Below are 26,523 nucleotides of genomic sequence, written 5' to 3' on the forward strand. Positions count from 1 at the left end.
ATCGGTTTTTCGAGGGTAAGTTGCGCGCCGGTTTTGTTGTCGGGCAGCCATGGCTGTCATGCAGCGCGGGGCAACTTGGGCCCAATCAATTTAGAGGACCTCCACTTGCCTGTATTTTCTTCTTTGCGCAAAGCCCTGCTGGCCGCTGCCGGCCTGACAATCGCTGTCGGAGCCCAGGCCGCCGGTACGGTGCATATTTATAACTGGTCCGATTACATCGGCGAATCGACCCTGGCCGACTTCGAGAAAGAGACCGGGATCAAACCGGTCTACGACGTTTTCGACTCCAACGAAACCCTGGAAGGCAAGCTGCTCGCCGGGCGTACCGGTTACGACGTGGTCGTGCCGTCGAACCACTTCCTTGGCAAGCAGATCAAGGCGGGCGCGTTCCAGAAGCTCGACAAGGCGCAGTTGCCGAATTATTCCAACCTCGACCCGGTGCTGCTCAAGCGCCTGGAGCAGAACGATCCCGGCAACCTCTACGCCGTGCCGTATCTGTGGGGCACCAACGGCATCGGCTACAACGTCGATAAGGTCAAGGCCGTGCTGGGCATCGACAAGATCGATTCCTGGGCCGTGCTGTTCGAGCCGGAAAACATCAAGAAGCTGCACAGCTGCGGCGTTGCGTTCCTCGATTCGGCTGATGAAATGATGCCGACCATGCTCAATTACCTGGGCCTGAACGCCAACAGCACCAACACCAAGGACTACGAAAAGGCCACCGCCAAGCTCCTCGCGGTGCGTCCTTACGTGACCTATTTCCATTCCTCGAAGTACATCGGTGATCTGGCCAACGGCGACATCTGCGTGGCCATCGGTTTCTCTGGCGACATCTTCCAGGCGAAGAACCGTGCCGAGGAAGCCAAGAAGGGCGTCAACATCGCCTATTCGATCCCGAAAGAGGGCGGCGCGCTGTGGTTCGACATGCTGGCGATCCCCAAGGATTCGTCCAACGTCAAAGAGGCCCACGCCTTCATCAACTATTTGCTGAAACCTGAGGTGATCGCTCAGGTCAGTGATTACGTCGGTTACGCCAACCCCAACCCGGGTTCGGACAAGCTGATGGAACAATCCATTCGCACCGATGAAGCGGTTTACCCACCGCAAGCAGTCCTCGACAAGACCTACGTGTCGACCGAGTTGCCAGCCAATATTCAGCGTTTGATGACCCGTAGCTGGACCAAGGTCAAGTCGGGCAAATAACGCACAAACTATCCAGGGTTCGTCTTGCGGGGCGAACTGCTGCTTCTGTTGGGAGTTTCGTAAATGGCAGTTGCCTCCGGCGCCTACAAGAAAGCCCTCGAGGGCGACCAGACACCGAAACAGGTGCTGGTCAAAATCGACCGGGTCACGAAGAAGTTCGACGAGACGATTGCCGTGGACGACGTGTCCCTGGAAATCAAGAAGGGCGAGATTTTCGCTCTGCTCGGCGGTTCGGGATCGGGCAAATCCACCTTGCTACGGATGCTCGCAGGCTTCGAACGGCCCACGGAAGGGCGGATTTTCCTCGACGGCGTCGACATCACCGACATGCCGCCGTACGACCGTCCGATCAACATGATGTTTCAGTCCTACGCCTTGTTCCCGCACATGACCGTGGCGCAGAACATCGCCTTCGGCCTGCAACAGGACAAGATCCCCAAGGCAGAAATCGACGCCCGCGTGGCCGAGATGCTCAAGCTGGTGCAGATGAGCCAGTATGCCAAGCGCAAGCCGCATCAACTGTCCGGCGGTCAGCGTCAGCGCGTGGCCCTGGCCCGTTCGCTGGCCAAGCGGCCGAAGCTGTTGCTGCTCGACGAACCGATGGGCGCACTGGACAAGAAACTGCGCTCGCAGATGCAGCTGGAACTGGTGGAGATCATCGAGCGCGTCGGTGTGACCTGCGTGATGGTGACCCACGACCAGGAAGAGGCCATGACCATGGCCGAGCGCATCGCGATCATGCACCTCGGTTGGATCGCGCAGATCGGCAGCCCGATCGACATCTACGAAACCCCGACCAGCCGTCTGGTCTGTGAATTCATCGGCAACGTCAACATCTTCGAAGGCGAAGTGATCGACGACGCCGAAGGCCACGCGACCATCACCTGCAAGGACCTCGACCGGCAGATCTACGTCGGCCACGGCATCAGCACCTCGGTGCAGGACAAGTCGGTCACCTACGCGATTCGTCCAGAGAAGCTGCTGGTCACCGCCGACATGCCGACCTGCGAATACAACTGGTCGAGCGGCAAGGTCCACGACATCGCTTATCTGGGCGGGCACTCGGTGTTCTACGTCGAATTGCCGAGCGGCAAACTGGTGCAGTCGTTCGTCGCCAACGCCGAACGTCGCGGCGCGCGTCCGACCTGGGGCGATCAGGTCTACGTGTGGTGGGAAGATGACAGCGGCGTGGTACTTCGCTCATGAACATGCGCAAATTCAAACGCCGTATCAACCGAATCATCCCCAATGGCCGGCAGCTGGTCATCGGGGTGCCGTTCATCTGGCTGTTCCTGTTCTTCATGCTGCCGTTCTTCATCGTTCTGAAGATCAGCTTCGCCGAAGCCGACGTGGCGATCCCGCCGTACACCGAGATCTACACCTACGCCGAGCAGAAGCTGCAACTGCTGTTGAACCTGGGCAACTACGCGTTGCTCGGCGACGACGAGCTGTACATCGCCGCCTATCTCGGCTCGCTGAAAATGGCCTTTATCAGCACCGTGCTCTGTCTGCTGATCGGTTACCCGATGGCCTATGCCATCGCCAGCGCGCGCAAAGAGCTGCAAACGGTGCTGGTGCTGCTGATCATGATGCCGACCTGGACCGCGATCCTGATCCGCGTCTACGCGTGGATGGGCATTCTCAGCAACAATGGCCTGCTCAACGGCTTCCTGATGAGCATGGGCCTGATCGACGAGCCGCTGCAGATTCTCAATACCAACCTGGCGGTGTACATCGGGATTGTCTATTCATACCTGCCGTTCATGATCCTGCCGCTGTACGCCAACCTGGTCAAACACGATCAGAGTCTGCTCGAAGCCGCGTCGGATCTGGGTTCGAGCACCTTCAACAGCTTCTGGAAAATCACCATTCCGCTGTCCAAGAACGGGATCATTGCCGGCTGCATGCTGGTGTTCATTCCGGTGGTCGGCGAGTTCGTGATTCCGGAACTGCTTGGCGGCCCGGAAACCCTGATGATCGGTAAGGTGCTCTGGCAAGAATTCTTCAACAACCGCGACTGGCCGGTGGCGTCCGCGCTGGCGGTGGTGATGCTGGCGATCCTGATTGTGCCGATCATCCTGTTCAACCGCAGTCAGGCCAAGGAAATGGAGGGTAAAGAATGAAGCGCTTCCGTTTCTCCAGCCTGATGCTGGTATTGGGTCTGATCTTCATCTATCTGCCGATGCTGATCCTGGTGATCTACTCGTTCAACGCCTCGAAACTGGTGACGGTGTGGGGTGGCTGGTCGATCAAGTGGTACGTTGGCCTGCTCGACAACTCGCAGCTGATGGGCTCGGTGCTGCGCTCGCTGGAAATTGCCTGCTACACCGCGGTTGCTGCAGTTGCGCTGGGTACGCTGGCGGCGTTCGTGCTGACGCGTATCACCCACTTCAAGGGGCGCACGCTGTTCGGCGGCCTGGTGACTGCGCCACTGGTGATGCCGGAAGTGATCACCGGTCTGTCGCTGTTGCTGCTGTTCGTGGCCATGGCACAGATGATCGGCTGGCCGCAGGAGCGCGGCATCGTCACCATCTGGATCGCCCACACCACGTTCTGCGCGGCGTATGTGGCGGTGGTGGTGTCGGCGCGTTTGCGTGAGCTGGACCTGTCGATCGAAGAGGCGGCGATGGACTTGGGTGCGCGGCCGTGGAAGGTGTTCTTCCTGATCACCATCCCGATGATCGCACCATCGCTGGCGGCGGGCGGGATGATGTCGTTCGCGCTGTCGCTGGATGACCTGGTGCTGGCGAGCTTCGTCTCCGGCCCGGGTTCGACGACCCTGCCGATGGAAGTGTTCTCGGCGGTGCGCCTTGGTGTGAAGCCGGAGATCAACGCTGTGGCCAGCCTGATTCTGCTGGCGGTGTCGCTGGTCACCCTCCTCGTCTGGTTCTTCAGCCGTCGCGCCGAAGAAGCCCGCAAGAAAGCCATCCAGCAAGCCATCGAAGAAAGCGCCGCCGATTCGTGGAAGCAACCGGATGCGCGCCGCGCGCCTGCGCCACAATCGGCTTAAGCAATCTCGGGATGGCCTCAACCTCGAGGCCAACCTGGTTAAAATGTGGGAGCGAGCCTGCTCGCGAAGACGGAGTGTCAGTCGACTCGGATGTCGGCTGACACAACGCTTTCGCGAGCAGGCTCGCTTCCACATTCGATCTCAGTTGACCCAAGGAGAGCGGCGGATGACTTCCACAAAGTTCATAGGCCGAAACCCCGGCTGCTGATCCACCAGCACATCAGTCTTCACATTGCCAAACGTAGTCTGCGGGCGATGGCGCAAGCCGTCGGCAAACGCGCAGATGATGCACTCCTTGAAACCCTCCCCACGCGGATGCGCATGCACCACGGCCTCGCGCTGCACGCTGCTGAACGCCGCGTAATCCATACCGAGCACGTCCATCTCCACCCCAGCCGTGACCAGCGCGACGGTCGGGCGCAGATGTTTGGGTATGCCCGGCGTGGTGTGCAATGCGATCGACAGCCAGACTTGCTCGATGTCGTCATCGCTCAGCCCGTAAGGCTTGAGAAACGCTGCTGCGGCATTCGCGCCGTCCACTTCAAAGCGCTCGTTATCGCTGCGATGACCGGTGACCAGACCAAGGTCGTGGAACATCGCGCCGACGTACAGCAGCTCTGGGTTATAGGCCATTTGCTGACGCTCGCCGCTCAAGGCACCGAACAGAAACACTCGGCGCGAGTGGTGATAGAGCAGGTCGGATTCGATGTCGCGGATGTAGTCGGTGGTGGCCCGGGCGAGGGCGCTGTCAGGGATCTTGATGCCGGCGATGGTGCTGGTCATAACGGTTTCCTCGTCGAAAACGCCGTCGTGGCGCTGCTGGAGAAAGTCTGTTCCTGGCGCGGCGAGCGAACAATCGAGCAATGGCTGCGATCCTTGCCATTGCACCTGCAAATCGTGCCAGGCTCGCTTGTCGGGTGTGGATTGGCCAGGGTGACCCGGTCAACAAGCCAGGCACGGCCCATGTGGGAGCGAGCCTGCTCGCGAAGGCGGTGTGTCATTCGACAGCTAAGTTGCGTGTGATGGCCTCTTCGCGAGCGGGCTCGCTCCCACAGGTTTGTGTGTTTGTCACAGGTATCGAGGACATTTGAGTCATGAGCAAATCCGTCGCCATCGTAGTGTTTCCCGGGGTGCAATCGCTCGATGTCAGCGGCCCCATGGACGTGTTCGCTGAAGCCAACCGCTTTCTTGCGCCGCAGGATCACTATCGTTTGCAAGTGATCGGCCTCGAGGACGGGCCGATGGCCTGTTCCAACGGAATGAGCCTGAACGCCCACTGTCACTTCAGCGAAGCAACGGATAGCCCCGATCTGTTGCTGGTCGCCGGTGGCCCGCAATTGCCGTTCATGGATTTTGGCCCCACATTCGACGCCTGGTTGCGGGGAGCCTGTGGCCGCGCCCGGCGTTTCGGCTCGATCTGCAATGGCGCGTTCATGCTCGCCCGCGCCGGTTTGCTGCACGGGCGCACCGTCACCACGCACTGGAACGATGCCGAGGCATTGGCGCAGTTGTGCCCGACCACGCGGGTCGAGGCGGATCGCCTGTATGTCGAGGACGGTGCGCTCTACACCTCGGCCGGGGTCACGGCGGGCATCGACCTTTCGCTGTACCTGCTGGCGCGTGACCACGGTGCCGAGGTCGCGCTGAGTGTGGCGAAACGGCTGGTGGTGTTCACCCAGCGCTCGGGCGGGCAATCGCAGTTCAGCCCGTTCCTCACGCCGCATGCGGAACCGACGTCGGCGGTGGCGATGGTGCAGCTGTATGTGCTGGCCAATCTCACTGGCGATCTGACGATTGCCGATCTGGCCAATGCGGCGAACATGAGCGCACGCAATTTCTCCCGGGTGTTCGCGCGGGAAGCCAAAGTGACTCCGGCGGAGTTCGTTGAGCGGGCGCGGGTGGATGCGGCAAGGGTGATGCTGGAAAGCACCACGGCGCCGCTGAAGACTGTGGCGTATCAGTGCGGGTTTCGTGACGCGCAGCATATGCGCAGTGTGTTCAACCGCAGATTAGGCGTCACGCCGCAGCAGTTTCGGCTGAATTTTGCCGTGAAGCTCTGACGTTTTGCGGCGTCGCTGAAGGCCCTTTCGCGAGCAGGCTCGCTCCCACAGGAGAACGCATTTCAATGTGGGAGCGAGCCTGCTCGCGAAGGGGCCGGTCGAGACGGCATTAATCTATTGCGCAGCCCGCGCAGGCAACAGCTTCAACGTACTGCGCGTATTCGCCAGCACCTCTTCCTCACTGAAATGCGCCTGCACATAAATCCCCTCCACATACGCCTCGGCCTGGTCGTCATAGTGACTGTCCAGCGGCACGCCACTCTGGCCGACCGGGTTAATCGTCAGGCCATGCACCGGATCGGCAAAGTCCACCAGACGCCGGGTCGACGGTCCATAGGTCACCGGCCACGGCGCCGGGCCGATTTTTGCCGAGAGGTTGTTCGGCACTTCATGACTGCCCGGCGCCGCGAACGGGCCGACGTTGAACAGGCGATCCAGCGGCTTCTGCTGTCCCAGCGGATGGCCGTGAGTCAAGGTGTGTGCCGCGCCCCATTGCCAACCCGCCACGTTGTCGCCGAGGGTCAGTTTCAGATGCGCCATGCTTGCCGCCCACGCCGTACGCACGACATCGGCGCGGGTTTCCTTGGCCGGCGTGCTGCGATTGTCCCACCACGGTGAATCCGCCTTGGCCGCCAGGCGTGGCAACGCGGAGTCGATCACCCGCGTCGACAGCAGGGTGTCGAAAAAGTCATTGCCCAACTCATCGCGCATCGCCGCATCGGCAAGGTCGTAGAGGAACTGGGTGAACACCGTCGCGCTGACCGAATTCAGCGGATAGTCGCCAGGCCACTGCGCCAGTTGCTCAACCAGTTTCAGTTGCGCCGGATCACTGACCACCTCACGCAACACCGGCAACAGCGGCGCCAACAGGCGCGGGCCATAACCGGTCGCCGTGCCCAGCTGCAGTTTCTGGTTGGTCTCGTTGCTCCACTTCACCCGGTTGTCGCTGAGCTGACGATCGAGCTGCTGACCGCGATCGGCAAGGTTGTAGTAACCGGGAATCTCCATGCCGGTCGGCGATACGGGCTGGAAGTTGGCCGAGACGATATAGCCGCGCGCCGGATTCTCTTCCTGCGGGTTGGCGCTGAACGGGTAGTAACCGTCCTTGTCCGCCTCAGGCGTGCTGCCGTCGAGAATGAAGCCCGGTTTCACCCCGGCCGGACGTTTGGGCAGCAAGGCCGAGGCCCACCAGGCGATATCGCCTTGGGCGTTGGCGTACACCAGATTCAGACCCGGTGCCTGCACCTTGGCCGCTGCCGCGCGGGCCTTGGCCAGCGTGTCGGCGCGGTTGAGCTGGTAGAAGCCGTCGAGGATCGGGTTCGGTGTTTCGAGGAAGGCCCACCACATCGCGATGGGTGTTTTTCCGGCAGCGCTGCCGAGGGCGTCGTTGACGATTGGCCCGTGCGGAGACTGGCGCAGGGTTATCGTCACTGGAGCCTGGCCTTTCACATTGATCTGCTGCTCGCTGACGAGCATGTCGGTCCACTGACCGCGATACCAGACTTGATTGGGGTTGCCCGGGTTGACCTTCTCGGCGATCAGATCGAGATCATCGTTCTGGAACATGGTCAGGCTCCAGCCGAAATCGAGGTTGTGCCCCAGAAACGCGAACGGCACCAGCGCCTGATGATGGCCGTACAACTCGAAGCCCGGCGCCGACAACTGCGCCTCGTACCACACCGAAGGCACCGAGAAACGGATATGCGGATCGCCGGCCAGCAACGGCTTGCCACTCTGGCTGCGGCTGCCGGCAATCACCCAGGCGTTGCTGCCCTCGAATTGCGGCAGGCCGTTGTCGAGCAGCGCCTGTTCGCTGAGGCGGGCGAGGGCGGTGAGGTCCTGCCAGTCGCCGGCGACAAGGGCCGGCGCGTGCCGGGCGTGATCGCTAGCCACAACGCCTTTGGCCTGCCAGTCGAGATCGAACACATTCAGGTAATCGGCGCCGAGCTGATCGCGCACGTAGGTCAGCAACGGCTCGGTGCGAAATGCGGCGGCAAAGCTGTAGGCCATGTAACCGGCGACGCTGATGCTGTCTTCGGCAGTGAACGGCCGCTTGGGGATGCCCAGCACGTCGAACTCGATCGGCGCGGCGTGGCTGCTCTGATATTGGTTGATGCCGTCCAGATAGGCTTGCAGGCCCTTCCACGCCGGCGACTGCTTGTCGAGGCTGGCGACGTAACTGGCCGCACGCTCGCGGATGCGCAGGCTGCGGAACAGCTTGTCAGTGTCGAGCAGTTTTGGCCCGAGCACTTCGGCCAGCTCACCGCGGGCGAGGCGGCGCATGGCTTCCATCTGGAACAACCGGTCCTGGGCATGCACATAACCGAGGGCGCGATAAAGGTCGGTTTCGTTTTCGGCGCGGATATGCGGCACACCGCGCTCGTCATAGCGCACGGTCACCGAGCCTTGCAGGTTGCGCAACTCGACCTGGCCCTGGCGCGTCGGCTGCTTGCTGTAGAGATAGCCGCCGGCGACGCAGAGCAGGACAACGATGAGCAGGGCAACAACGGTGAACGCACGCTTCATGGTGACTCCTTGTGCAGGCGGGAGGGCCGCCCATCGGGCTGCAAACATTTAGCACAGAGCATCTGTGCGCTGCAGCGCTGTCCTTGAAAAGTCCGGAATGCCTTACTTTGCCTCCACCGACCACGGGCAATAACAACCCACCGCCAGCGTATGCGTGGCATTGACCGGGCGATCCTCGGTCAGGGCATGCAGGATCGGTTCGATAAAGCTGTTGCTGGAGTTGCAGGTCAGGCCTTCGCTGTACGGGCCGAAGTAGGCAAGTTTGCCGCTGCGATCCCAGATCGCGACGGCGGGGCTGGCGGGGATCTGTTCGGCGCCGGGCAGGACGATGATGGTTTTCAGGCTGGCGAGGGTGGCGGGCAACTGGCCGTGGCTGCCGGGTTTTTGCACGGCGAAGAACTCTACGCCGCGAGGACCGAACTGTTCGACCATCTCGCTCAGGTGCTGTTGATTGCCGACGTTGCACGGGCAGGCCGGGTCCCAGAAGTGCACAAGACGGATATTGCCCGCCCCGGCGAGGTTGTCCGGCAGGCGCAGCGGATCGCCGGAAAACACGGCGGTGTGTTCGCTGAACGCGCGCAGATAGCGGCCCTGAAACCAGTCATACGCCGCCCACAGCACCCCGGCGCAGATCAGCGCGAGCAGGCTGGCGAACAGTGCGGTGCGGTAGGGCGAACGCATGGATTTGCTTCCTCAGAGGCGGGCTAGCTTGCCATGTCTGTCTCTACAGATGAATATCGCAGGCCGATAAAGTCCGTTTACCGCTCTGGAATGCCCGCATGCCTGATACTTTCGACCCCGATCATTTACGCGCGAGCCTCAAGCCCTTGGCCGAGTGGCAGCCGTTATCGGATGAGGCGAAGGCTTATCAACGCTTCTACAAGACCGACTTCGCCGAGCGCGATGTCTGGCGCGGCATGGGCCGTTTCGAAGTCGATGGCTACGAGCTGGTCAGCCATTGCTGGTGGCCGGAGAAGGTCAAGGCGACGCTGTTTCTGCTCCACGGTTATTACGATCACATCGGCCTGTACCGGCATGTGATCGAGTGGGCGCTGGATCAGGATTTCGCCGTGATCGCCTGCGACTTGCCGGGGCATGGGCTGTCGAGCGGGCCACGGGCGAGCATTCGCGATTTCGCTGAATACCAGGATATGTTGCAGGCGCTGTTTGCTGAAGCGAACTCGATCGCGCTGCCGCAGCCTTGGCATTTGTGCGGGCAGAGCACCGGTGGCGCGATTGTCGTCGATCATCTGCTCAACCATGGCGAGAACAGTCCGGCGCAGGGGCAAGTGATTCTGCTGGCGCCATTGGTGCGACCAAGGGCGTGGGGCTGGTCGCAGTTGAGTTATTACCTGCTGCGGCCGTTTGTACGCGGTGTGGCGCGACGCTTCAGCGAGAACTCCAACGATCCGGATTTCCTGCCGTTTCTGCAGGCCGATCCGTTACAGCCAAGACGTCTGCCGACCAAATGGGTGGGCGCGCTGTCGCGCTGGATCATTCGCGTCGAGCACGCAAAAAAAAGTCCGCGACGGCCGCTGATCATTCAGGGGCAGGCGGACATGACCGTCGACTGGCAGCACAATCTGCAGGTGTTGAAGTGGAAGTTCGACCGGCCGCAGATTCTGCTGTTGGCCGAGGCACGGCATCACCTGGCCAATGAAACGGCGGAGATGCGCGAGGAGTATTTCGAATTCCTGAGCAAGCGGATCAGGGGGCGGAATCTCTAATGCCAGGGAGGGCCTCTTCGCGAGCAGGCTCGCTCCCACAGGGGAATGCATTACAAGCTGTGGGAGCGAGCCTGCTCGCGAATGCGATCTTTCAGGCAGCGAACATCACTGGCCGACCGCCAACCCCGCCCGAATCGCCGCCAGTGCCGCCTGGTAATAAGCCTTGCCCTCGGTCGACTCGGCAAACGTCGCAAACTCTTCCAGCTCTTCATCCGACAAGTCGCGGTAGACGTAAAGCAGGGTGTTGTTCAGATCGGCGCCGATCTGATCCATCAGGCGCTGGCGCTGACCATTCAACATGCCCTGTGCCTGTCCGCCACCGAGCAGTCCCGGGATCATCGAACTCAAGCTGTCCGCTGCTACGCCGGCAATCGCCAGACTGACCTCGGCGCCAGCCTCACGGGCCGGCAAGGCTTGCGCCAAGTGGCCGATGATCAGCAAGCGACTGTCGCTGGCCTGCATCTTCGGCAGGCCCTGGGCGTTTTTCGCCAGTTGGTCGCGGCGAGTTGCGAGCAATTCGGCGGCGACGATTTTCTTGCCCAGCGGCGACTGGAAGAAGGTCAGCGCCGGTTTCGGGTCGGCAAGTTTCTGCCGCAGTTGCGCTTCGGCGCGTTGATCCATGGCCTGTGCGGCGAAGCGCTGGTTGCTGTTGTTGACCAGGGCCTGAAACACCGCAGGCGGCAGGCTGTTCTGATAGCGCTGCTGGGCGGCGCTCAGGGCATCGTTGAAATGCGCGCGTTGTTCTGGCCAGCCGGCGACCTTGTACAACTGATCGTGGCCGTCCGCCCAGGCGGGCAATACGCAGAACATCAACAGTGAAAAAAGCAAACGGCGCATAGGGACTCCTGTCAGCAGCGGACTATTGTCCGTGCGGTGCCGGTACTTGTCGAGAATTCGTAGCAAGCCGCTGCGTGGCTCTGTCGGATTTATTGCCGTCGGCATACTATGCGCGCCATGCCGATATCCTCTGAACACCCGCTGCTGTTACGCATTGTCGACGACCTGGCCGAACACGGCTGGTCGCAGCAGAACATCTTCCTGCCCGCCGATCTGACCCGGGCGCTGGCGGCCGAGTGCCGTAAACGAGAAGCCGAGGGTGAGCTGGCGCCGGCGGCGGTCGGACGCGGGCCGTTTTCGGAGATTCGCGAGGGTATTCGCGGCGATCACATCCAGTGGATCGACCCGGGCCAGGCCGAGGCCACCGATCGTTATCTGAGCCTGATGGACAGTCTGCGCGAGGCGCTCAATCGCGGTCTGTTTCTGGGCCTGGAAGACTTCGAATGCCATTTCGCGCTGTACCCGCCCGGCGCGTTTTACCTCAAGCACGTCGACCGCTTTCGCGATGACGACCGACGCATGGTTTCGGCGGTCATCTACCTCAACGACGCCTGGCTGCCGGAGGACGGTGGTCAGTTGCGCATGTACCTGGGCGATGAACGTGTGCATGACGTACAGCCGACTGGCGGCTGCCTGGTGGTGTTTCTCTCCGGCGAAGTGCCCCACGAAGTGTTGCCGGCCCATCGCGAGCGCCTGTCGCTGACTGGCTGGTTCCGTCGCCGTGGCAACGAGCCGTTCTGAAGATGGAAAAAATTCTGGTCAGCCGCTGCCTGTTGGGCCATCGCGTGCGTTATGACGGTGGCGCGAGTGGGCCGTTTGATCTGCTTGAGCAATGGATCGAAGAAGGACGCGTGGTGCCGTTGTGTCCGGAAGTGGCCGGTGGTTTGCCGACACCGCGGGCGGCGGCGGAGATTCCCGGCGGGCAGGGCGGTCAGGTGCTCGATGGCACTGCTGCGGTCATCACTAGCGACGGTGAGGATGTCAGTGCGCAGTTTGTCGAGGGTGCACGGCAAGCGCTGGAACTGGTGCAAAAGCACGGCATTCGGGTAGCGGTGCTCAAGGCCAACAGTCCGTCTTGCGGGAATCTGGTGACGTATGACGGCACGTTCAGTGGGGTCAAAGTCAGTGGCGAAGGGGTGACGGCGGCGTTGCTCAAGCGCCATGGGGTTCAGGTGTTCAGTGAGCTTGAGCTGCCGCAAGCCGCGCAGGCCCTGGCCCGACTCGACTAAAGCGCCAGCACCCATTCAACTGTAGGAGCTGACGAGTGAAACGAGGCTGCGATCTTTTGATCTTTTTGAATCAACATCAAAAGATCGCAGCCTGCGGCAGCTCCTACGGTTCGTTGAACCACTTCTTCGACAGCGCCGCCAGGCGTCCGTCGTCTTTGATCCGCTGCATCGCGCTCTTGAGGCTGGCCTGAAACGCCGGATTGCCCTTCTGGAAGGGAATCGCCAGCTCGACCGGCACTGCCGCTTTCGGCTTCTCTTCGGTCAACGCCTGCACCAGCACCATCGGCCGTGGCGTTTCATCCTTCTTCGCCAGCAATTGCCCGTCGACCTGGCCGTACGGCTCGCTGAAGTCGAAACGATCCTTGAGTTCGGGTGTCAGTGCTATGTGATTGAGCGCGACGTCGTACTTGCCGCTTTCAACGCCCTGGAGCAGGTCGCCCTCGTCGGTGACGATAAAGTCGGCACGCACATCCAGCTCCTTGGCCAGAAGTTGCCCGAGTTCGACCTCGAACCCCGTGAGGGTGTCGCCTTCCTTGTAATTGAAGGGCGGTGTATTAGCCTCAAGGGCTATGCGCAGCTCGCCACGGTCGTTGACGTCATCAATCAGTTCGGCGTGAACCAGCGGGCTCAGAAGGGGTAGCAGGCAGAACAGGCCAGGCAGCAGGCGCATGGTCACTCCTTTGAAATCATTATCGCGACGCTCTGATTCAGGCTCGCTTTGCTATGGTTGTCGAGTGCCTTCGACAACGAATGGTCATGAAGTTGTCATGACCGTGCGGATTTTACGGAAAAACTGGAGAAGAAAATGAAAAGCTTTATGTCTCGTGCAGCGTTGGCCGGTGTGCTGATGGGTGTTTCGGTGCTGGCCAGTGCGGCGACACCGGCGCCAAAGGATGCTGAAGTGTTCATCGTTTCTCCCGAGGACGGCGCCACGGTTTCGCAGACCTTCATCGTCAAGTTCGGTACCAAGAACGTCGCGCTGGCACCGGCTGGTGATCCGACCAAAAATACCGGTCATCACCATCTGCTGATCGACGCCAAGGAAATCGTTCCTGCCGGCTCGGTGGTCCCTACTGATGCCAACCATATGCACTTTGGCAAGGCGCAGACTTTTGCTGAAATCAAACTGGCTCCGGGCAAGCACACCTTGCAGCTGGAACTTGGCGACAGCGGTCACATGGCATTCGACCCGCCAATCGTCTCGAAGAAAATCACCGTTAACGTGGAATAAAAAAAGGGAGCCTTCGGGGCTCCCTTTTTTTATTCAGCTTCAAGTGGCTAGCTGCAAGCGGCAAGTAAAGGCAAAAGCGCTTTTCACTTGCCGCTTGTAGCTTGCGGCTTGCAGCTACTCTTAGAAGAGAACGCGGCTACGGATAGTGCCGTTGACGTGTTGCAGCTTCTCTTGCGCCAGCTCCGAGTATTCGGCGTCGACGTCGATCACCACGTAGCCAACCTTCTCGTTGGTCTGCAGGAACTGACCGGAGATGTTGATGCCGTTTTCGGCGAAGACCTTGTTGATCTCGCTCATCACACCCGGGATGTTCTCGTGGATGTGCAGCAGGCGGTGCTTGCCAGGGTGAGCCGGCAGGGCCACTTCCGGGAAGTTGACCGACGACACCGAAGTACCGTTGTCGCTGTACTTGACCAGTTTCTCTGCCACTTCCAGACCGATGTTGGCTTGCGCCTCGGCGGTCGAGCCACCGATGTGCGGGGTCAGGATCACGTTGTCGAGGCCACGCAGCGGGCTTTCGAACTCTTCGTCGTTGGAGCGTGGTTCCACCGGGAACACGTCGATGGCCGCGCCGATCAGGTGCTTGTCCTTGATCGCGTCAGCCAGAGCGTCCAGTTCAACCACGGTGCCACGAGCAGCGTTGATCAGAATGCCGCCCTTCTTGATGGCGCGGATTTCCTTCTCGCCGATCATCCACTGAGTGGCGGCAGTTTCCGGCACGTGCAGGGTGACGATGTCGGACATGCCCAGCAGCTCGTGCAGGTTGTTGACCTGCGTGGCGTTGCCCAGTGGTAGCTTGGTCACGGTGTCATAGAAGAACACCTGCATGCCCAGGCCTTCAGCCAGCACCGACAGCTGCGTGCCGATCGAGCCGTAGCCGACGATGCCCAGCTTCTTGCCACGGATCTCGAACGAGTTGGCGGCGGACTTGATCCAGCCGCCACGGTGGCAGGATGCATTTTTCTCAGGGATGCCGCGCAGCAGCAGGATCGCTTCGGCCAGCACCAGCTCAGCCACGGAGCGGGTGTTGGAGTACGGCGCGTTGAACACGGCGATACCGCGCTCGCGGGCTGCACTGAGGTCAACCTGGTTGGTGCCGATGCAGAAACAGCCGACCGCGACCAGTTTCTTCGCGTGATCGAAGATCTCTTCGGTCAGTTGCGTGCGCGAGCGAATGCCGATGAAGTGAGCGTCAGCGATCTTTTCCTTGAGCTGGGCTTCCGGCAAGGAACCAGTCAGGTATTCGATGCTGGTGTAGCCCGCCGCCTTGAGGACGTCGACAGCCGATTGGTGGACGCCTTCGAGAAGAAGGAACTTGATCTTGCTCTTATCGAGAGAAGTCTTGCTCATCTGCGTAAACCTGTATCCCGGAGAAAAATGGCAGGGAGGGAGCAGCTTGGAGCTGACCCGCACGGCAACAAAGCCGTCACCGCGGATCTGGCCTTGGGCACTGTCCTGCGGGGTCGGTATGCTAGCATAGCCACCCCGCTAAACACTCATTCCTGCGACGTGAAGCGTTCTCAGGATGACCATGAATTGTTCGAGAGTTCTGTCGATGACCAATCCTGCGCTGATTGATGAACTGAAGACCCTGGTTGAGCCTGGCAAAGTCCTCACCGACGCCGACTCCCTGAACACCTACGGCAAGGATTGGACCAAGCACTTCGCCCCGGCGCCGAGCGCCATCGTGTTTCCCAAGACCATCGAGCAAGTGCAGGCCGTGGTGCGTTGGGCCAATACCCACAAGGTCGCGCTGGTGCCCTCCGGCGGGCGCACCGGGTTGTCCGCCGCTGCGGTGGCGGCCAATGGCGAAGTGGTGGTTTCGTTCGATTACATGAACCAGATTCTCGACATCAACCTCACCGACCGCACCGCCGTGTGCCAGCCGGGTGTGGTCACCGAACATCTGCAGAACGTCGCTGAAGAAAACGGCCTGTACTATCCGGTCGACTTCGCCTCGGCGGGTTCCAGCCAGATTGGCGGCAATATCGGCACCAATGCCGGCGGGATCAAAGTGATTCGCTACGGGATGACCCGCAACTGGGTGGCCGGCATGAAAGTCGTCACTGGCAAGGGTGACGTGCTCGAACTGAACAAGGACCTGATCAAGAACGCTACCGGTTACGACCTGCGTCAGCTGTTTATCGGCGCCGAAGGTACGCTCGGTTTCGTCGTCGAAGCGACCATGCGCCTTGATCGCGCGCCGAAAAACCTCACGGCGATGGTCCTCGGCACCGCCGATTTCGATTCGATCATGCCGGTGCTGCACGCCTTCCAGGGCAAACTCGACCTGACTGCGTTCGAATTCTTCTCCGACAAGGCGCTGGCCAAGGTCATGGGCCGTGGTGATGTGCCGGCGCCATTCGATACCGAGTGCCCGTTCTATGCCCTGCTGGAATTCGAAGCGACCACCGAAGAAGTGGCCAACAGCGCGCTGGAGACCTTCGAACACTGCGTAGAACAGGGCTGGGTGCTCGACGGCGTGATGAGCCAGAGCGAAACCCAGTTGCACAACTTGTGGAAGCTGCGCGAGTACATCTCCGAAACCATTTCGCACTGGACGCCGTACAAGAACGACATCTCGGTTACCGTCTCGAAAGTGCCGGCGTTCCTGCGCGAGATCGACGCGATCGTTGGCGAGCACTATCCGGATTTCGAGATCGTCTGGTTTGGCCACATCGGCGACGGCAATCTGCACCTGAACATCCTCAAGCCGGAAAATCTGAGCAAGGACGAGTTCTTCGCCAAGTGCGCCACCGTCAACAAGTGGGTGTTCGAAACCGTCGAGAAGTACAACGGCTCGATCTCGGCCGAGCACGGCGTGGGCATGACCAAGCGTGATTACCTGACCTACAGCCGCTCGCCGGCCGAGATCGAGTACATGAAAGCGGTCAAGGCAGTGTTCGACCCGAACGGCATCATGAACCCGGGCAAGATTTTCCCGGTTTGATCGGTAATCTCTGTTGAATCAATAAAGGCAGGAGTCGGTAAATGAGCTATCAGCACCAGTACGTCGACGGCACGCGCATTCACTTCCCGATCGGGAAAGTCGTGTGCATTGGCCGCAATTACGCCGAGCACGCCAAGGAACTGGACAACCCGGTGCCGACCGAGCCGCTGCTGTTCATCAAGCCGGGCAGTTGCGTGGTGCCGCTGGAAGGCGGGTTCAGCATTCCGACCGAGCGTGGTTCGGTGCACTACGAAGCGGAAATCGCCGTGTTGATCGGCAAGCCGCTGTCGACCAAGCCGAGCCGTGAAGAAGTGCTCGATGCGATCTCCGGCTTCGCCCCGGCGCTGGACCTGACCCTGCGCGACAAGCAGGCCGAGCTGAAAGCCAAGGGCCTGCCATGGGAAATCGCCAAGTCGTTCGATGGTGCAGCGGTGATCGCGCCGTTCGTGGTCGGCAGCACCTTCGCTGACCTGACCGACATCGGCATCCGCCTGACCATCAACGGCGAAGTGCGCCAGGACGGCAACAGCAGCGCGATGCTCAACCCGATCGTGCCGATGATCCAGCACATGGCCGGCTGCTTCTCGCTGCAGGCCGGTGACGTTATCCTCACGGGCACGCCAGTGGGCGTCGGCCCGCTGAACGTCGGCGATGAAATCGTCCTCGAACTGCCGGGGGCGAGCAGCTTCAGCAGCAGCGTGCGCTAACCGCAACACTGTGTACCCTGGTGGGAGCGAGCCTGCTCGCGAAGACGGACTGTCAGGCGACGATGATGTCGTCTGACCCGGCGCCTTCGCGAGCAGGCTCGCTCCCACATTGTTATGTGGCGTGCTGTAGATAGCTGACAGCACACGCCAATCCCGCCATTTCCCGTTTTTTTCACATCCTCTCTGGATAATTTCCGCGAATCTGGCGTCTCAGCCGGCCTCTTTGTGCTATTACCCTTGGCCTGAATTTACGGAACGCGTCCCCTGATGGCATCTCGAACTCAGCAGAAACCCACTCTCCGATCCCGCTTCGTCCTGCGCTGGTATGTCTGGCTGTTGCTGGGCATCGCGGCGGCCTATGGGCTGGCGTTCGCCATGCACTGGGATGATCGTGGTGTGCTGTGGGTGCTGGAGCGCTTCGAGAGCAAGGCCGAGCAGAAGGAGAGCGTGTGGCTGCCGGATTATCAGGTCGTGATCGATGCCAAGCCGCTGCCGGGCATGGAGAAGGACGAAGCTTCCGATCTGGCTTACAACCCCCAGACCAAAACCCTGTTTGCGGTGATGGGCAAAAATCCGTTCCTCGCTGAGCTGACACTGCAGGGCGACGTGTTGCGCAAGATGCCGCTGGTGGGCTGGAGCAATCCGGAAGGCCTGACGGTCATGGAAAACGGCCTGCTGGCGATCGTTGATGAACGTCAACACACACTGTCGATCGTCAAGGTCGACGCCGGTACACGCGAGCTGAACATGGCCGACTTTCCGAAATACGACCTCGGGCCGTCGAAAGACCAGAACAAAGCCTTTGAAGCCATCACCTGGGATCCGCGTAATCGACAGCTGATGCTGGGGGAGGAACGTCCGCCAGCGCTGTTCACCTGGAAAAGCGACGGCAGCCAGACCCTGACCGGCGACAAGCAGAAACTGGCCAGTGACGAGCTCGACATTCGCAACCTCTCGGCGCTGGCCGTCGATCCGCGCACTGGTCATCTGCTGGTGCTGTCAGCCGATTCGCACCTTTTGCTGGAACTGGACGAGAAGGGCGAGCAAGTCAGCTTCATGACCCTGCTCGGCAATTTCAACGGCTTGAAAGACACCATTCCCCGCGCCGAAGGCATGACCATGGACGAGGACGGCACGTTGTACATGGTCAGCGAACCGAACCTGTTCTACCGCTTCGAAAAACACCGGTAATTTTCCCTACGACAATCGCGGAATTATGCGGTTGTCGTGGCAGGCAAGTGGCCATTAAGCTTCAGTTCAGACAGGCGTGATATTTCATCCGCCTGCCTTGAACCCGAGCCTGCCTGAATGCGTCGACTTGCCCGTCCCAAACCGCTGATTCTTGTCCTGTTGATGATTGCCCTGATCGCGTTGCTCGCGATCGGTCAATACCTGCGCCTGTTCGAGCGCGCCTGGTTCAACCTGCATACGCTGTGGCAACCGTTGAGCAGCGAGGCGATCGGCCTGGATCAATATCGGGTGACGATCGAGGCGCGGCCGATTGAGGGGCTCGACGATGACGTCTCGGCGCTGACCTACGATCCGGTGCGCAAAAGCCTGTTCACCGTGACCAACAAGAATTCCGAACTGATCGAACTGTCGCTGGAAGGCAAGATTTTGCGGCGCATTGCCCTGGTCGGGTTCGGCGATCCGGAAGCGGTCGAGTACATCAGCGCCGACACTTACGTGATCACCGACGAACGCCAGCAACGCCTGATCAAGATCCACCTTGAAGCCGACACCACTTTCCTCGATGCCGAAGACGCCGAGCAGATGACTCTCGGTGTGCACATGGCCAGCAACAAGGGTTTCGAGGGGCTGGCTTACGACTCGGTGGGCAAGCGGTTGTTCGTGGCCAAAGAACGCGACCCGATGCTGATCTACGAAGTCCACGGCTTTCCGCACTTCAAACCGGACAAGACCTACGCCGTGCACGTGATCAACAACCCCAAGCGCGATGCCGGGATGTTCGTGCGTGATCTGTCGAGTCTGCAGTACGACGAGCGCAGCGGGCACCTGCTGGCACTGTCGGACGAGTCGCGGTTGATTATCGAGCTGGATGTCGACGGCCGCCCGTTGAGCACCATGTCGATCAGCGGCGGGCGTCAGGGTTTGCAGAAAACCGTGCCGCAGGCCGAGGGGATTGCGATGGATGATGACGGTGCGTTGTATCTGGTGAGCGAGCCGAATCTGTTTTACGTCTTCAAGAAACCGGCACAGCACTAACCAACACCCCAAGACACTGTGGGAGCGAGCCTGCTCGCGAAGGCGGTTGGCCAGTCAATGAAGATGTTGGCTGAACAGGCGCATTCGCGAGCAGGCTCGCTCCCACAGGTCTATTTGTCTGCCCATGATTCGGGCAGTCTGTTACTCAGCCTTCAGGGTTTTCACGCCTTCGCTGGTGCCCAGCAGCAACAGATCCGCCGGGCGCGCGGCGAACAGGCCGTTGGTGACCACGCCGACGATCGCGTTGATCTGCGCTTCCAGCTCCACCGGGTTGGTGATCTGCAGGTTGAACACGTCAAGGATGATGTTGCCGTTGTCGGTCAGTACGCCTTCGCGGTACACCGGGTCGCCACCGAGTTTGACCAATTGGCGGGCAACGTGGCTGCGGGCCATCGGGATCACTTCCACCGGCAGCGGGAATTCACCGAGCACCGGCACCAGTTTGCTGGCGTCGGCAATGCAGATGAAGGTCTTGGCTACAGCCGCGACGATCTTCTCGCGGGTCAGGGCCGCGCCGCCGCCCTTGATCAGGTTCAGGTGCGCGTCGCTTTCATCGGCGCCGTCGACGTAGAACTCCAGATCGCTGACAGTATTGAGCTCGTACACCGGAATTCCGTGGCCCTTGAGGCGCGCGGCGGTGGCTTCGGAGCTGGCGACCGCGCCATCGAACGCGCCCTTGTGCTGGGCCAGGGCGTCGATGAAGCAGTTGGCGGTCGAGCCGGTGCCGACGCCGACGATGCTCTTGTCGTCGAGTTTCGGCAGGATGAAGTCGACGGCGGCCTGGGCCACGGCCTGTTTGAGTTGATCCTGAGTCATGCGGGCTCCGAAACGGGCAAGGGGTGGGCAGAAAGGCCGGCATTATAGGCCTCGCGGTCGTGGAGGTCATTGTCCTATTGGCAGATCAAAAGATCGCAGCCTTCGGCAGCTTCTACAGAGGAATGCGTTGCAATGTGGAGGAGCTGCCGAAGGCTGCTATCTTTTTGGGCGCATAAAACCTCTGGATCCGTGTGGTCGTCCGGCTGAAAGCCGGGTTAGACTCCTTGGCCCTGCCCAACCCGCTCAGTGATGCTTTCCGATGCTCGAACAGTACGTCAAAAAGATCCTCACCTCGCGCGTTTATGACGTTGCCGTAGAAACCCCGCTGCAGAACGCCCGCCAGCTCTCCGAGCGGCTGGGCAATGACATCTGGCTCAAGCGTGAAGACTTGCAGCCGGTGTTCTCGTTCAAGATTCGCGGTGCCTACAACAAACTCACCCAGCTGACTGACGAAGAGCGCGCCCGTGGCGTGGTCACCGCGTCGGCGGGCAATCATGCGCAGGGGCTGGCTCTGGCGGCGAAAGTGTTGGGCGTCAAAGCCACGATTGTCATGCCCAAGACCACCCCGGAAATCAAGGTCGAAGGCGTGCGCTCTCGCGGCGGCAAAGTGGTGCTGCACGGTGACTCGTTTCCGGAAGCGCTGGCCTACTCGCTGAAACTGGTCGATGAAAAAGGCTACGTCTACATCCACCCGTACGACGATCCGCACACCATTGCCGGGCAGGGCACCGTGGCCATGGAAATTCTTCGTCAGCACCCGCAGCCACTGGACGCGATCTTCGTTCCGGTCGGCGGTGGCGGGCTGATCGCCGGTATCGCGGCGTACGTGAAATACCTGCGTCCGGACATCAAGGTTATCGGTGTCGAACCGGACGACTCCAACTGCCTGCAAGCGGCAATGGCAGCGGGCGAGCGCGTGGTTCTGCCGACCGTAGGCATCTTCGCCGACGGTGTGGCGGTGGCGCAGATCGGCCAGTACACCTTCGAGATCTGCAAGGATTACGTCGATGAAGTGATCACCGTCAGCACCGATGAGATCTGCGCAGCAATCAAGGACATCTACGACGATACCCGCTCGATCACCGAACCTGCCGGCGCGTTGGGCGTGGCCGGGATCAAGAAATACGTCGAGCAACGAGGCGTCAGCGGCCAGACCTTCGTCGCCATCGACTCCGGCGCCAACGTCAACTTCGACCGTCTGCGCCACGTCGCCGAACGCGCTGAGCTGGGCGAAGGGCGCGAGGCGATCATCGCCGTGACCATTCCCGAGCAGGCCGGCAGCTTCAAGGCCTTCTGCGAAGCCATCGGCAAGCGCCAGATCACCGAATTCAATTACCGCTACAACACCGGCAGCGAAGCGCACATCTTCGTCGGCGTGCAGACCCACCCTGACAACGATCCGCGCAGCGCATTGCTGGCGAGCCTGACCGAGCAGGGTTTCCCGGTCATCGACCTGACCGACAATGAACTGGCCAAGCTGCACATCCGCCACATGGTCGGCGGTCGCGCGGCGCAGGTGGTGGATGAAGTGGTGCTGCGCTTCGAATTCCCGGAACGTCCGGGCGCCTTGTTCAACTTCCTCAACAAGCTCGGCGGGCGCTGGAATATCTCGATGTTCCACTACCGCAACCACGGCGCGGCTGATGGCCGTGTGGTCGCCGGCCTGCAAGTGCCCCATGACGAGCGTCATCTGGTACCGGCAGCACTGGCGGAAATTGGCTATCCATACTGGGACGAAAGCGACAATCCGGCCTATCAGCTGTTTCTTGGCTGAGCGGCTACGCTGATGGGCATGGATCTACGGATGAGAACGACATGGAAACCCTGACCACCCTGAAAGTCCTCCACGTCGCGGCGACCGTGGTCATCCTCGTGAGCGGGCTGGGGCTCGCCGCCCTGACCTGGCGTAATCGCAGCGAAGGAGCGGCCAGTACGATGCGCCGTCCCTGGCTGTTCATCTGGTGTCTGATGCTGATCGGCATGCTCAGCATGCCTTTCACCGGTTGGTGGCTGGTGCATCTGGTTGGCTGGCCATTGGGCCAACTGTGGATTCTGGGGTCCAGCGTGATCTATGCCGTGGCCACTTTCAGTGCGGTCTGGCTGCTGGTCCGGCTGGATCGGCTGTGGACAAGCGGGGTGGGCAACCGCAAGTTCAATCTGGCGCTGGCGATTGTCAGCGGCGTCGGATTTGTCGCCATAGCGGCGTTGATGGGGGCCAAGCCGGTTTAAGGCTTGAGACCGAGTTGCGGCCATTCGCGAGCAGGCTCGCTCCCACAGGAGATTTGTGAATGACACAGATCCAATGTGGGAGCGAGCCTGCTCGCGAAGGCGATATCAGCCGCGCAACGAAATCACCGGCCAGCCACGTTTCTCGGCCTCGGCCCGCAGATTCGGATCAGGATCCACCGCCACCGGATTCGCGACCTGCTCCAGCAACGGCAGATCATTCATCGAATCGCTATAGAAATAGCTGTCCTCAAGCGAATACCCGGTCTCTTCCAGCCAACGATTCAGGCGCGTGACCTTGCCTTCACGGAAACACGGAATGTCGGTGCTGCGTCCGCTGTAGCGGCCGTCGATCATTTCGCATTCGGTGGCAATCAGGGTTTCCACGCCCAGGCGTACGGCGATCGGTGCCGTCACGAAACGGTTGGTCGCAGTGATGATCACCAGTTTGTCGCCAGCGTCGCGGTGCTTCTTCAGCAGCTCCAGTGCCTTGGGCAGCACGATCGGCTCGATGCAGTCGCGCATGTAATCGCTGTGCCATGCGTCGAGCACGGCCATTTCGGTGCGGCCGAGAATTTCCAGACAGAAGTTCAGGTAGGCAGCGTTGTCCAGCTTGCCGGCCAGGTAATCCTGATAGAACTCGTCGTTGCGCGCCTTGTAGGCGATCGGGTCGAGGAAGCCGCGCTCGCACAGATAATCGCCCCAGGCGTGATCGCTGTCGCCGCCCAGAAGGGTGTTGTCCAAATCGAATAAAGCCAGGCGCATTGCAGTTACCCGCTGAAAAGTCAGTAAAAAGGCGACAAGAATACGGTCTTTTCACAAGAGTGCACATAAGGTAGGAACCTTCGTTGCCGCCTGATCAAGCTTTGTGGAACAATGCGGCGACATGCGTTTGCGAGGTTGTTGCCGTGATCGACCCCGATGGTTTCCGCCCCAATGTCGGGATCATTCTGACGAATGACGCCGGCCAGGTGCTATGGGCTCGCCGTATCAATCAGGACGCCTGGCAGTTTCCGCAAGGGGGGATCAACCCCGAGGAGACGCCGGAAGACGCCTTGTACCGCGAGCTGAACGAAGAAGTTGGCCTGGAACGTGAAGATGTTGAAATACTGGCCTGTACCCGAGGCTGGTTGCGCTATCGTTTGCCGCAACGCCTGGTGCGTACCCACAGCCAACCGCTGTGCATCGGCCAGAAACAGAAATGGTTTCTCCTGCGCCTGATCTCCAACGAGCAGCGGGTGCGGATGGATCTGACCGGTAAACCGGAGTTCGATGGCTGGCGCTGGGTCAGCTATTGGTATCCGTTGGGCCAGGTGGTGACATTCAAGCGCGAGGTGTATCGACGCGCTCTCAAAGAGCTTGCCCCGCGCCTTTTAGCGCGCGACTGACGACGGAGTTCGACCCCGAGCCATGCTCAATACGCTGCGCAAGATCGTCCAGGAAGTTAACTCCGCCAAGGATCTCAAGGCGGCGTTGGGGATTATTGTGTTGCGCGTCAAAGAGGCCATGGGCAGCCAGGTCTGCTCGGTCTACCTGCTTGATCCGGAAACCAATCGCTTCGTCCTGATGGCCACCGAGGGCTTGAACAAGCGCTCGATCGGCAAGGTCAGCATGGCCCCCAACGAGGGTCTGGTCGGTCTGGTCGGCACGCGTGAAGAACCCCTGAACCTCGAGAACGCTTCGGTCCACCCGCGCTATCGCTACTTCGCCGAAACCGGTGAAGAGCGTTACGCCTCGTTCCTCGGTGCACCGATCATTCACCACCGCCGCGTCGTCGGCGTGTTGGTCATCCAGCAGAAAGAACGCCGCCAGTTCGACGAAGGTGAAGAAGCCTTCCTCGTGACCATGAGCGCGCAACTCGCCGGCGTAATCGCCCACGCCGAGGCCACCGGTTCGATCCGTGGTCTGGGCCGTCAGGGCAAGGGCATTCAGGAAGCCAAGTTCGTCGGCGTGCCGGGCTCGCCCGGTGCTGCCGTCGGTACCGCCGTGGTCATGCTGCCGCCGGCGGATCTGGACGTGGTTCCGGACAAGACCATCACCGACATCAATGCTGAGCTGGCGCTGTTCAAGACCGCCATCGAAGGCGTGCGCGCCGACATGCGCGCGTTGTCCGCCAAACTCGCCACCCAACTGCGCCCGGAAGAGCGCGCGCTGTTCGACGTCTATTTGATGATGCTCGACGATGCCTCGCTGGGCAGCGAAATCACCACCGTGATCAAGACCGGCCAATGGGCCCAGGGCGCGTTGCGTCAGGTGGTCACTGAGCACGTCAACCGTTTCGAATTGATGGACGACGCTTACCTGCGTGAGCGCGCCTCGGACGTCAAAGACCTTGGCCGCCGTCTGCTCGCCTATCTGCAGGAAGAGCGCCAGCAGAACCTGGTCTACCCGGAAAAAACCATTCTGGTCAGCGAAGAACTGACGCCGGCGATGCTCGGCGAGGTGCCGGAAGGCACGCTGGTCGGGCTGGTCTCGGTACTCGGTTCGGGTAACTCCCACGTCGCGATTCTGGCCCGGGCCATGGGCATTCCGACGGTGATGGGCCTGGTCGACCTGCCGTACGCCAAGGTCGACGGCATCGAAATGATCGTCGACGGCACCCGTGGCGAGGTCTACACCAACCCCAGCGAAGTGCTGCGCAAGCAGTTCGCCGAAGTCGTCGAAGAAGAGAAACAACTGGCGCTGGGCCTCGACACCCTGCGCGACCTGCCGTGCGTGACCCTCGATGGCCACCGCATGCCGCTGTGGGTCAACACCGGTCTGCTCGCCGATGTGGCGCGGGCGCAGAAGCGTGGCGCCGAAGGGGTCGGTCTGTACCGCACCGAAGTGCCGTTCATGATCAACCAGCGCTTCCCGAGCGAGAAGGAACAACTGGCGATCTATCGTGAACAGCTCGCCGCGTTCCACCCGCAACCGGTGACCATGCGCAGCCTCGACATCGGCGGTGACAAGTCGCTGTCGTACTTCCCGATCAAGGAAGACAACCCGTTTCTCGGCTGGCGCGGTATCCGCGTCACCCTCGACCACCCGGAAATCTTCCTGGTGCAGACCCGCGCGATGCTCAAGGCCAGCGAAGGCCTGAACAATCTGCGGATTCTGCTGCCGATGATATCCGGCACCCACGAACTCGAAGAAGCCCTGCACCTGATCCACCGTGCCTGGGGCGAAGTGCGCGACGAAGGCACCGACGTGCCGATGCCGCCGATCGGCGTGATGATCGAAATCCCGGCAGCGGTGTACCAGACCAAGGAACTGGCGCGGATGGTCGACTTCCTCTCCGTCGGCTCCAACGACCTGACCCAGTACCTGCTGGCGGTCGATCGCAACAACCCGCGCGTCGCCGACCTCTACGACTACCTGCACCCGGCGGTGCTGCAAGCCCTGCAAACCGTGGTCACCGACGCGCACGCCGAAGGCAAACCGGTGAGCATCTGCGGCGAAATGGCCGGTGATCCGGCGGCAGCGGTGCTGTTGATGGCGATGGGTTTCGACAGCCTGTCGATGAACGCCACCAACCTGCCGAAGGTGAAGTGGATGTTGCGCCAGGTGAACTTGAGCAAGGCGCAGGAGATGCTGGCGGAACTGATGAAGATCGATAACCCGCAGGTTATCCACAGCTCGCTGCAACTGGCGCTGAAGAATCTCGGGTTGGCGAAGATGAATTCGCCGGTGGTGAACAAGGCTCTCTAAAAGGCTGATGCCCTCTTCGTCGGAACGCCGCCCGGAGCAGGCTCGCTCCCACAGGGGTTCGTATCGATCACGAAACCCATGTGGG

Annotated in this window: 25 protein-coding genes; 17 read left to right on the forward strand and 8 right to left on the reverse strand. The window is 60.8% G+C overall.

The window, feature by feature from the left end:
- Window positions 1-105: 105 nt before the first annotated feature.
- The 4 genes from AC4IHP_RS02275 to AC4IHP_RS02290 all read left to right on the forward strand — a co-directional run bounded on the left by AC4IHP_RS02275 (window position 106) and on the right by AC4IHP_RS02290 (window position 4,213).
- Window positions 106-1,203, forward strand: a complete 1,098-nt coding sequence (locus AC4IHP_RS02275; RefSeq protein WP_038860901.1) for a polyamine ABC transporter substrate-binding protein — start codon at window positions 106-108, stop codon at window positions 1,201-1,203.
- Window positions 1,204-1,266: 63 nt separating this feature from the next.
- A complete protein-coding gene (locus AC4IHP_RS02280; RefSeq protein ID WP_016772662.1) occupies window positions 1,267-2,409 on the forward strand; it encodes an ABC transporter ATP-binding protein in 1,143 nt (380 codons plus the stop codon).
- 35 nt (window positions 2,410-2,444) lie between these two features.
- Window positions 2,445-3,326: an ABC transporter permease subunit gene (locus AC4IHP_RS02285; protein ID WP_177327003.1), complete on the forward strand. Its 882-nt coding sequence runs from the start codon at window positions 2,445-2,447 to the stop codon at window positions 3,324-3,326.
- Window positions 3,323-4,213 (forward strand): ABC transporter permease subunit, encoded by an 891-nt coding sequence (locus tag AC4IHP_RS02290; RefSeq protein ID WP_490830776.1) that lies wholly within the window; start codon window positions 3,323-3,325, stop codon window positions 4,211-4,213. The genes AC4IHP_RS02285 and AC4IHP_RS02290 overlap by 4 nt, the downstream gene beginning before the upstream one ends.
- 141 nt (window positions 4,214-4,354) lie before the next feature.
- Here the strand turns inward: AC4IHP_RS02290 and AC4IHP_RS02295 are convergent, their stop codons facing one another.
- Window positions 4,355-4,996, reverse strand: coding sequence for an HD domain-containing protein (locus AC4IHP_RS02295; protein ID WP_490830777.1), 642 nt, complete (start codon window positions 4,994-4,996; stop codon window positions 4,355-4,357).
- A 311-nt stretch (window positions 4,997-5,307) separates the two neighbouring features.
- Here AC4IHP_RS02295 and AC4IHP_RS02300 point away from each other — a divergent pair, with 311 nt between their 5' ends.
- Window positions 5,308-6,273 (forward strand): GlxA family transcriptional regulator, encoded by a 966-nt coding sequence (locus AC4IHP_RS02300; protein WP_490830778.1) that lies wholly within the window; start codon window positions 5,308-5,310, stop codon window positions 6,271-6,273.
- Window positions 6,274-6,387: 114 nt separating this feature from the next.
- Here AC4IHP_RS02300 and AC4IHP_RS02305 read toward each other — a convergent pair whose 3' ends face one another.
- A complete protein-coding gene (locus AC4IHP_RS02305) occupies window positions 6,388-8,799 on the reverse strand; it encodes a penicillin acylase family protein (protein ID WP_490830779.1) in 2,412 nt (803 codons plus the stop codon).
- A gap of 102 nt (window positions 8,800-8,901) precedes the next feature.
- Window positions 8,902-9,480, reverse strand: coding sequence for a DUF6436 domain-containing protein (locus tag AC4IHP_RS02310; RefSeq protein ID WP_490830780.1), 579 nt, complete (start codon window positions 9,478-9,480; stop codon window positions 8,902-8,904).
- Between the two features lie 98 nt (window positions 9,481-9,578).
- On the opposite strand from AC4IHP_RS02310, the gene bipL reads away from it, so the two are divergent.
- On the forward strand, window positions 9,579-10,526 hold the full coding sequence (gene bipL, locus AC4IHP_RS02315) for a phospholipase BipL (protein ID WP_206421419.1): 948 nt from the start codon (window positions 9,579-9,581) through the stop codon (window positions 10,524-10,526).
- Window positions 10,527-10,631: 105 nt separating this feature from the next.
- Here the strand turns inward: bipL and AC4IHP_RS02320 are convergent, their stop codons facing one another.
- Window positions 10,632-11,363 (reverse strand): DUF2059 domain-containing protein, encoded by a 732-nt coding sequence (locus AC4IHP_RS02320; protein WP_024014712.1) that lies wholly within the window; start codon window positions 11,361-11,363, stop codon window positions 10,632-10,634.
- 108 nt (window positions 11,364-11,471) lie between these two features.
- On the opposite strand from AC4IHP_RS02320, the gene AC4IHP_RS02325 reads away from it, so the two are divergent.
- Together AC4IHP_RS02325 and AC4IHP_RS02330 are read left to right on the forward strand one after the other, a co-directional pair.
- Complete coding sequence (locus tag AC4IHP_RS02325) at window positions 11,472-12,104, forward strand: 2OG-Fe(II) oxygenase (RefSeq protein ID WP_039757483.1); 633 nt, start codon at window positions 11,472-11,474, stop codon at window positions 12,102-12,104.
- A gap of 2 nt (window positions 12,105-12,106) precedes the next feature.
- Window positions 12,107-12,592, forward strand: coding sequence for a 2-thiouracil desulfurase family protein (locus AC4IHP_RS02330; RefSeq protein ID WP_490830781.1), 486 nt, complete (start codon window positions 12,107-12,109; stop codon window positions 12,590-12,592).
- Window positions 12,593-12,695: 103 nt separating this feature from the next.
- On the opposite strand, the gene AC4IHP_RS02335 is transcribed toward AC4IHP_RS02330, so the two are convergent.
- Window positions 12,696-13,262 (reverse strand): transporter substrate-binding domain-containing protein, encoded by a 567-nt coding sequence (locus AC4IHP_RS02335; protein ID WP_460122159.1) that lies wholly within the window; start codon window positions 13,260-13,262, stop codon window positions 12,696-12,698.
- A 135-nt stretch (window positions 13,263-13,397) separates the two neighbouring features.
- Between AC4IHP_RS02335 and AC4IHP_RS02340 the strand changes: the two genes are divergently transcribed.
- Window positions 13,398-13,823, forward strand: coding sequence for a DUF4399 domain-containing protein (locus tag AC4IHP_RS02340; protein WP_460122157.1), 426 nt, complete (start codon window positions 13,398-13,400; stop codon window positions 13,821-13,823).
- Window positions 13,824-13,943: 120 nt separating this feature from the next.
- On the opposite strand, the gene serA is transcribed toward AC4IHP_RS02340, so the two are convergent.
- Window positions 13,944-15,173, reverse strand: coding sequence for a phosphoglycerate dehydrogenase (serA, locus tag AC4IHP_RS02345; protein ID WP_024014707.1), 1,230 nt, complete (start codon window positions 15,171-15,173; stop codon window positions 13,944-13,946).
- 205 nt (window positions 15,174-15,378) lie between these two features.
- On the opposite strand from serA, the gene AC4IHP_RS02350 reads away from it, so the two are divergent.
- From AC4IHP_RS02350 to AC4IHP_RS02365, 4 genes are all read left to right on the forward strand, one after another.
- The gene (locus AC4IHP_RS02350) at window positions 15,379-16,773 is read left to right on the forward strand and encodes an FAD-binding oxidoreductase (RefSeq protein WP_490830782.1); all 1,395 of its coding nucleotides are present in this window, start codon (window positions 15,379-15,381) and stop codon (window positions 16,771-16,773) included.
- A 41-nt stretch (window positions 16,774-16,814) separates the two neighbouring features.
- Window positions 16,815-17,480 carry a fumarylacetoacetate hydrolase family protein gene (locus AC4IHP_RS02355; protein ID WP_024014705.1) on the forward strand — a complete coding sequence of 222 codons (666 nt, stop codon included), beginning with the start codon at window positions 16,815-16,817 and terminating at the stop codon, window positions 17,478-17,480.
- Between the two features lie 267 nt (window positions 17,481-17,747).
- Complete coding sequence (locus AC4IHP_RS02360) at window positions 17,748-18,671, forward strand: SdiA-regulated domain-containing protein (RefSeq protein ID WP_490830783.1); 924 nt, start codon at window positions 17,748-17,750, stop codon at window positions 18,669-18,671.
- A 117-nt stretch (window positions 18,672-18,788) separates the two neighbouring features.
- Window positions 18,789-19,706: an SdiA-regulated domain-containing protein gene (locus tag AC4IHP_RS02365; RefSeq protein ID WP_490830784.1), complete on the forward strand. Its 918-nt coding sequence runs from the start codon at window positions 18,789-18,791 to the stop codon at window positions 19,704-19,706.
- Between the two features lie 141 nt (window positions 19,707-19,847).
- Here the strand turns inward: AC4IHP_RS02365 and rpiA are convergent, their stop codons facing one another.
- A complete protein-coding gene (rpiA, locus tag AC4IHP_RS02370) occupies window positions 19,848-20,522 on the reverse strand; it encodes a ribose-5-phosphate isomerase RpiA (protein WP_007913886.1) in 675 nt (224 codons plus the stop codon).
- 259 nt (window positions 20,523-20,781) lie between these two features.
- Here rpiA and ilvA point away from each other — a divergent pair, with 259 nt between their 5' ends.
- On the forward strand, window positions 20,782-22,296 hold the full coding sequence (gene ilvA, locus AC4IHP_RS02375) for a threonine ammonia-lyase, biosynthetic (RefSeq protein WP_460122151.1): 1,515 nt from the start codon (window positions 20,782-20,784) through the stop codon (window positions 22,294-22,296).
- A 41-nt stretch (window positions 22,297-22,337) separates the two neighbouring features.
- Complete coding sequence (locus AC4IHP_RS02380) at window positions 22,338-22,751, forward strand: DUF2269 family protein (RefSeq protein WP_490830785.1); 414 nt, start codon at window positions 22,338-22,340, stop codon at window positions 22,749-22,751.
- A 105-nt stretch (window positions 22,752-22,856) separates the two neighbouring features.
- On the opposite strand, the gene AC4IHP_RS02385 is transcribed toward AC4IHP_RS02380, so the two are convergent.
- The gene (locus AC4IHP_RS02385) at window positions 22,857-23,513 is read right to left on the reverse strand and encodes a histidinol-phosphatase (protein ID WP_024014700.1); all 657 of its coding nucleotides are present in this window, start codon (window positions 23,511-23,513) and stop codon (window positions 22,857-22,859) included.
- 143 nt (window positions 23,514-23,656) lie between these two features.
- Here AC4IHP_RS02385 and AC4IHP_RS02390 point away from each other — a divergent pair, with 143 nt between their 5' ends.
- Both AC4IHP_RS02390 and ptsP read left to right on the forward strand, forming a co-directional pair.
- Window positions 23,657-24,136 (forward strand): RNA pyrophosphohydrolase, encoded by a 480-nt coding sequence (locus AC4IHP_RS02390; protein WP_003229203.1) that lies wholly within the window; start codon window positions 23,657-23,659, stop codon window positions 24,134-24,136.
- Window positions 24,137-24,158: 22 nt separating this feature from the next.
- Complete coding sequence (gene ptsP, locus AC4IHP_RS02395; RefSeq protein ID WP_064364717.1) at window positions 24,159-26,438, forward strand: phosphoenolpyruvate--protein phosphotransferase; 2,280 nt, start codon at window positions 24,159-24,161, stop codon at window positions 26,436-26,438.
- The last annotated feature ends 85 nt before the right edge of the window (window positions 26,439-26,523 follow it).

It is taken from the genome of Pseudomonas sp. UF-293 (genome assembly GCF_058245595.1).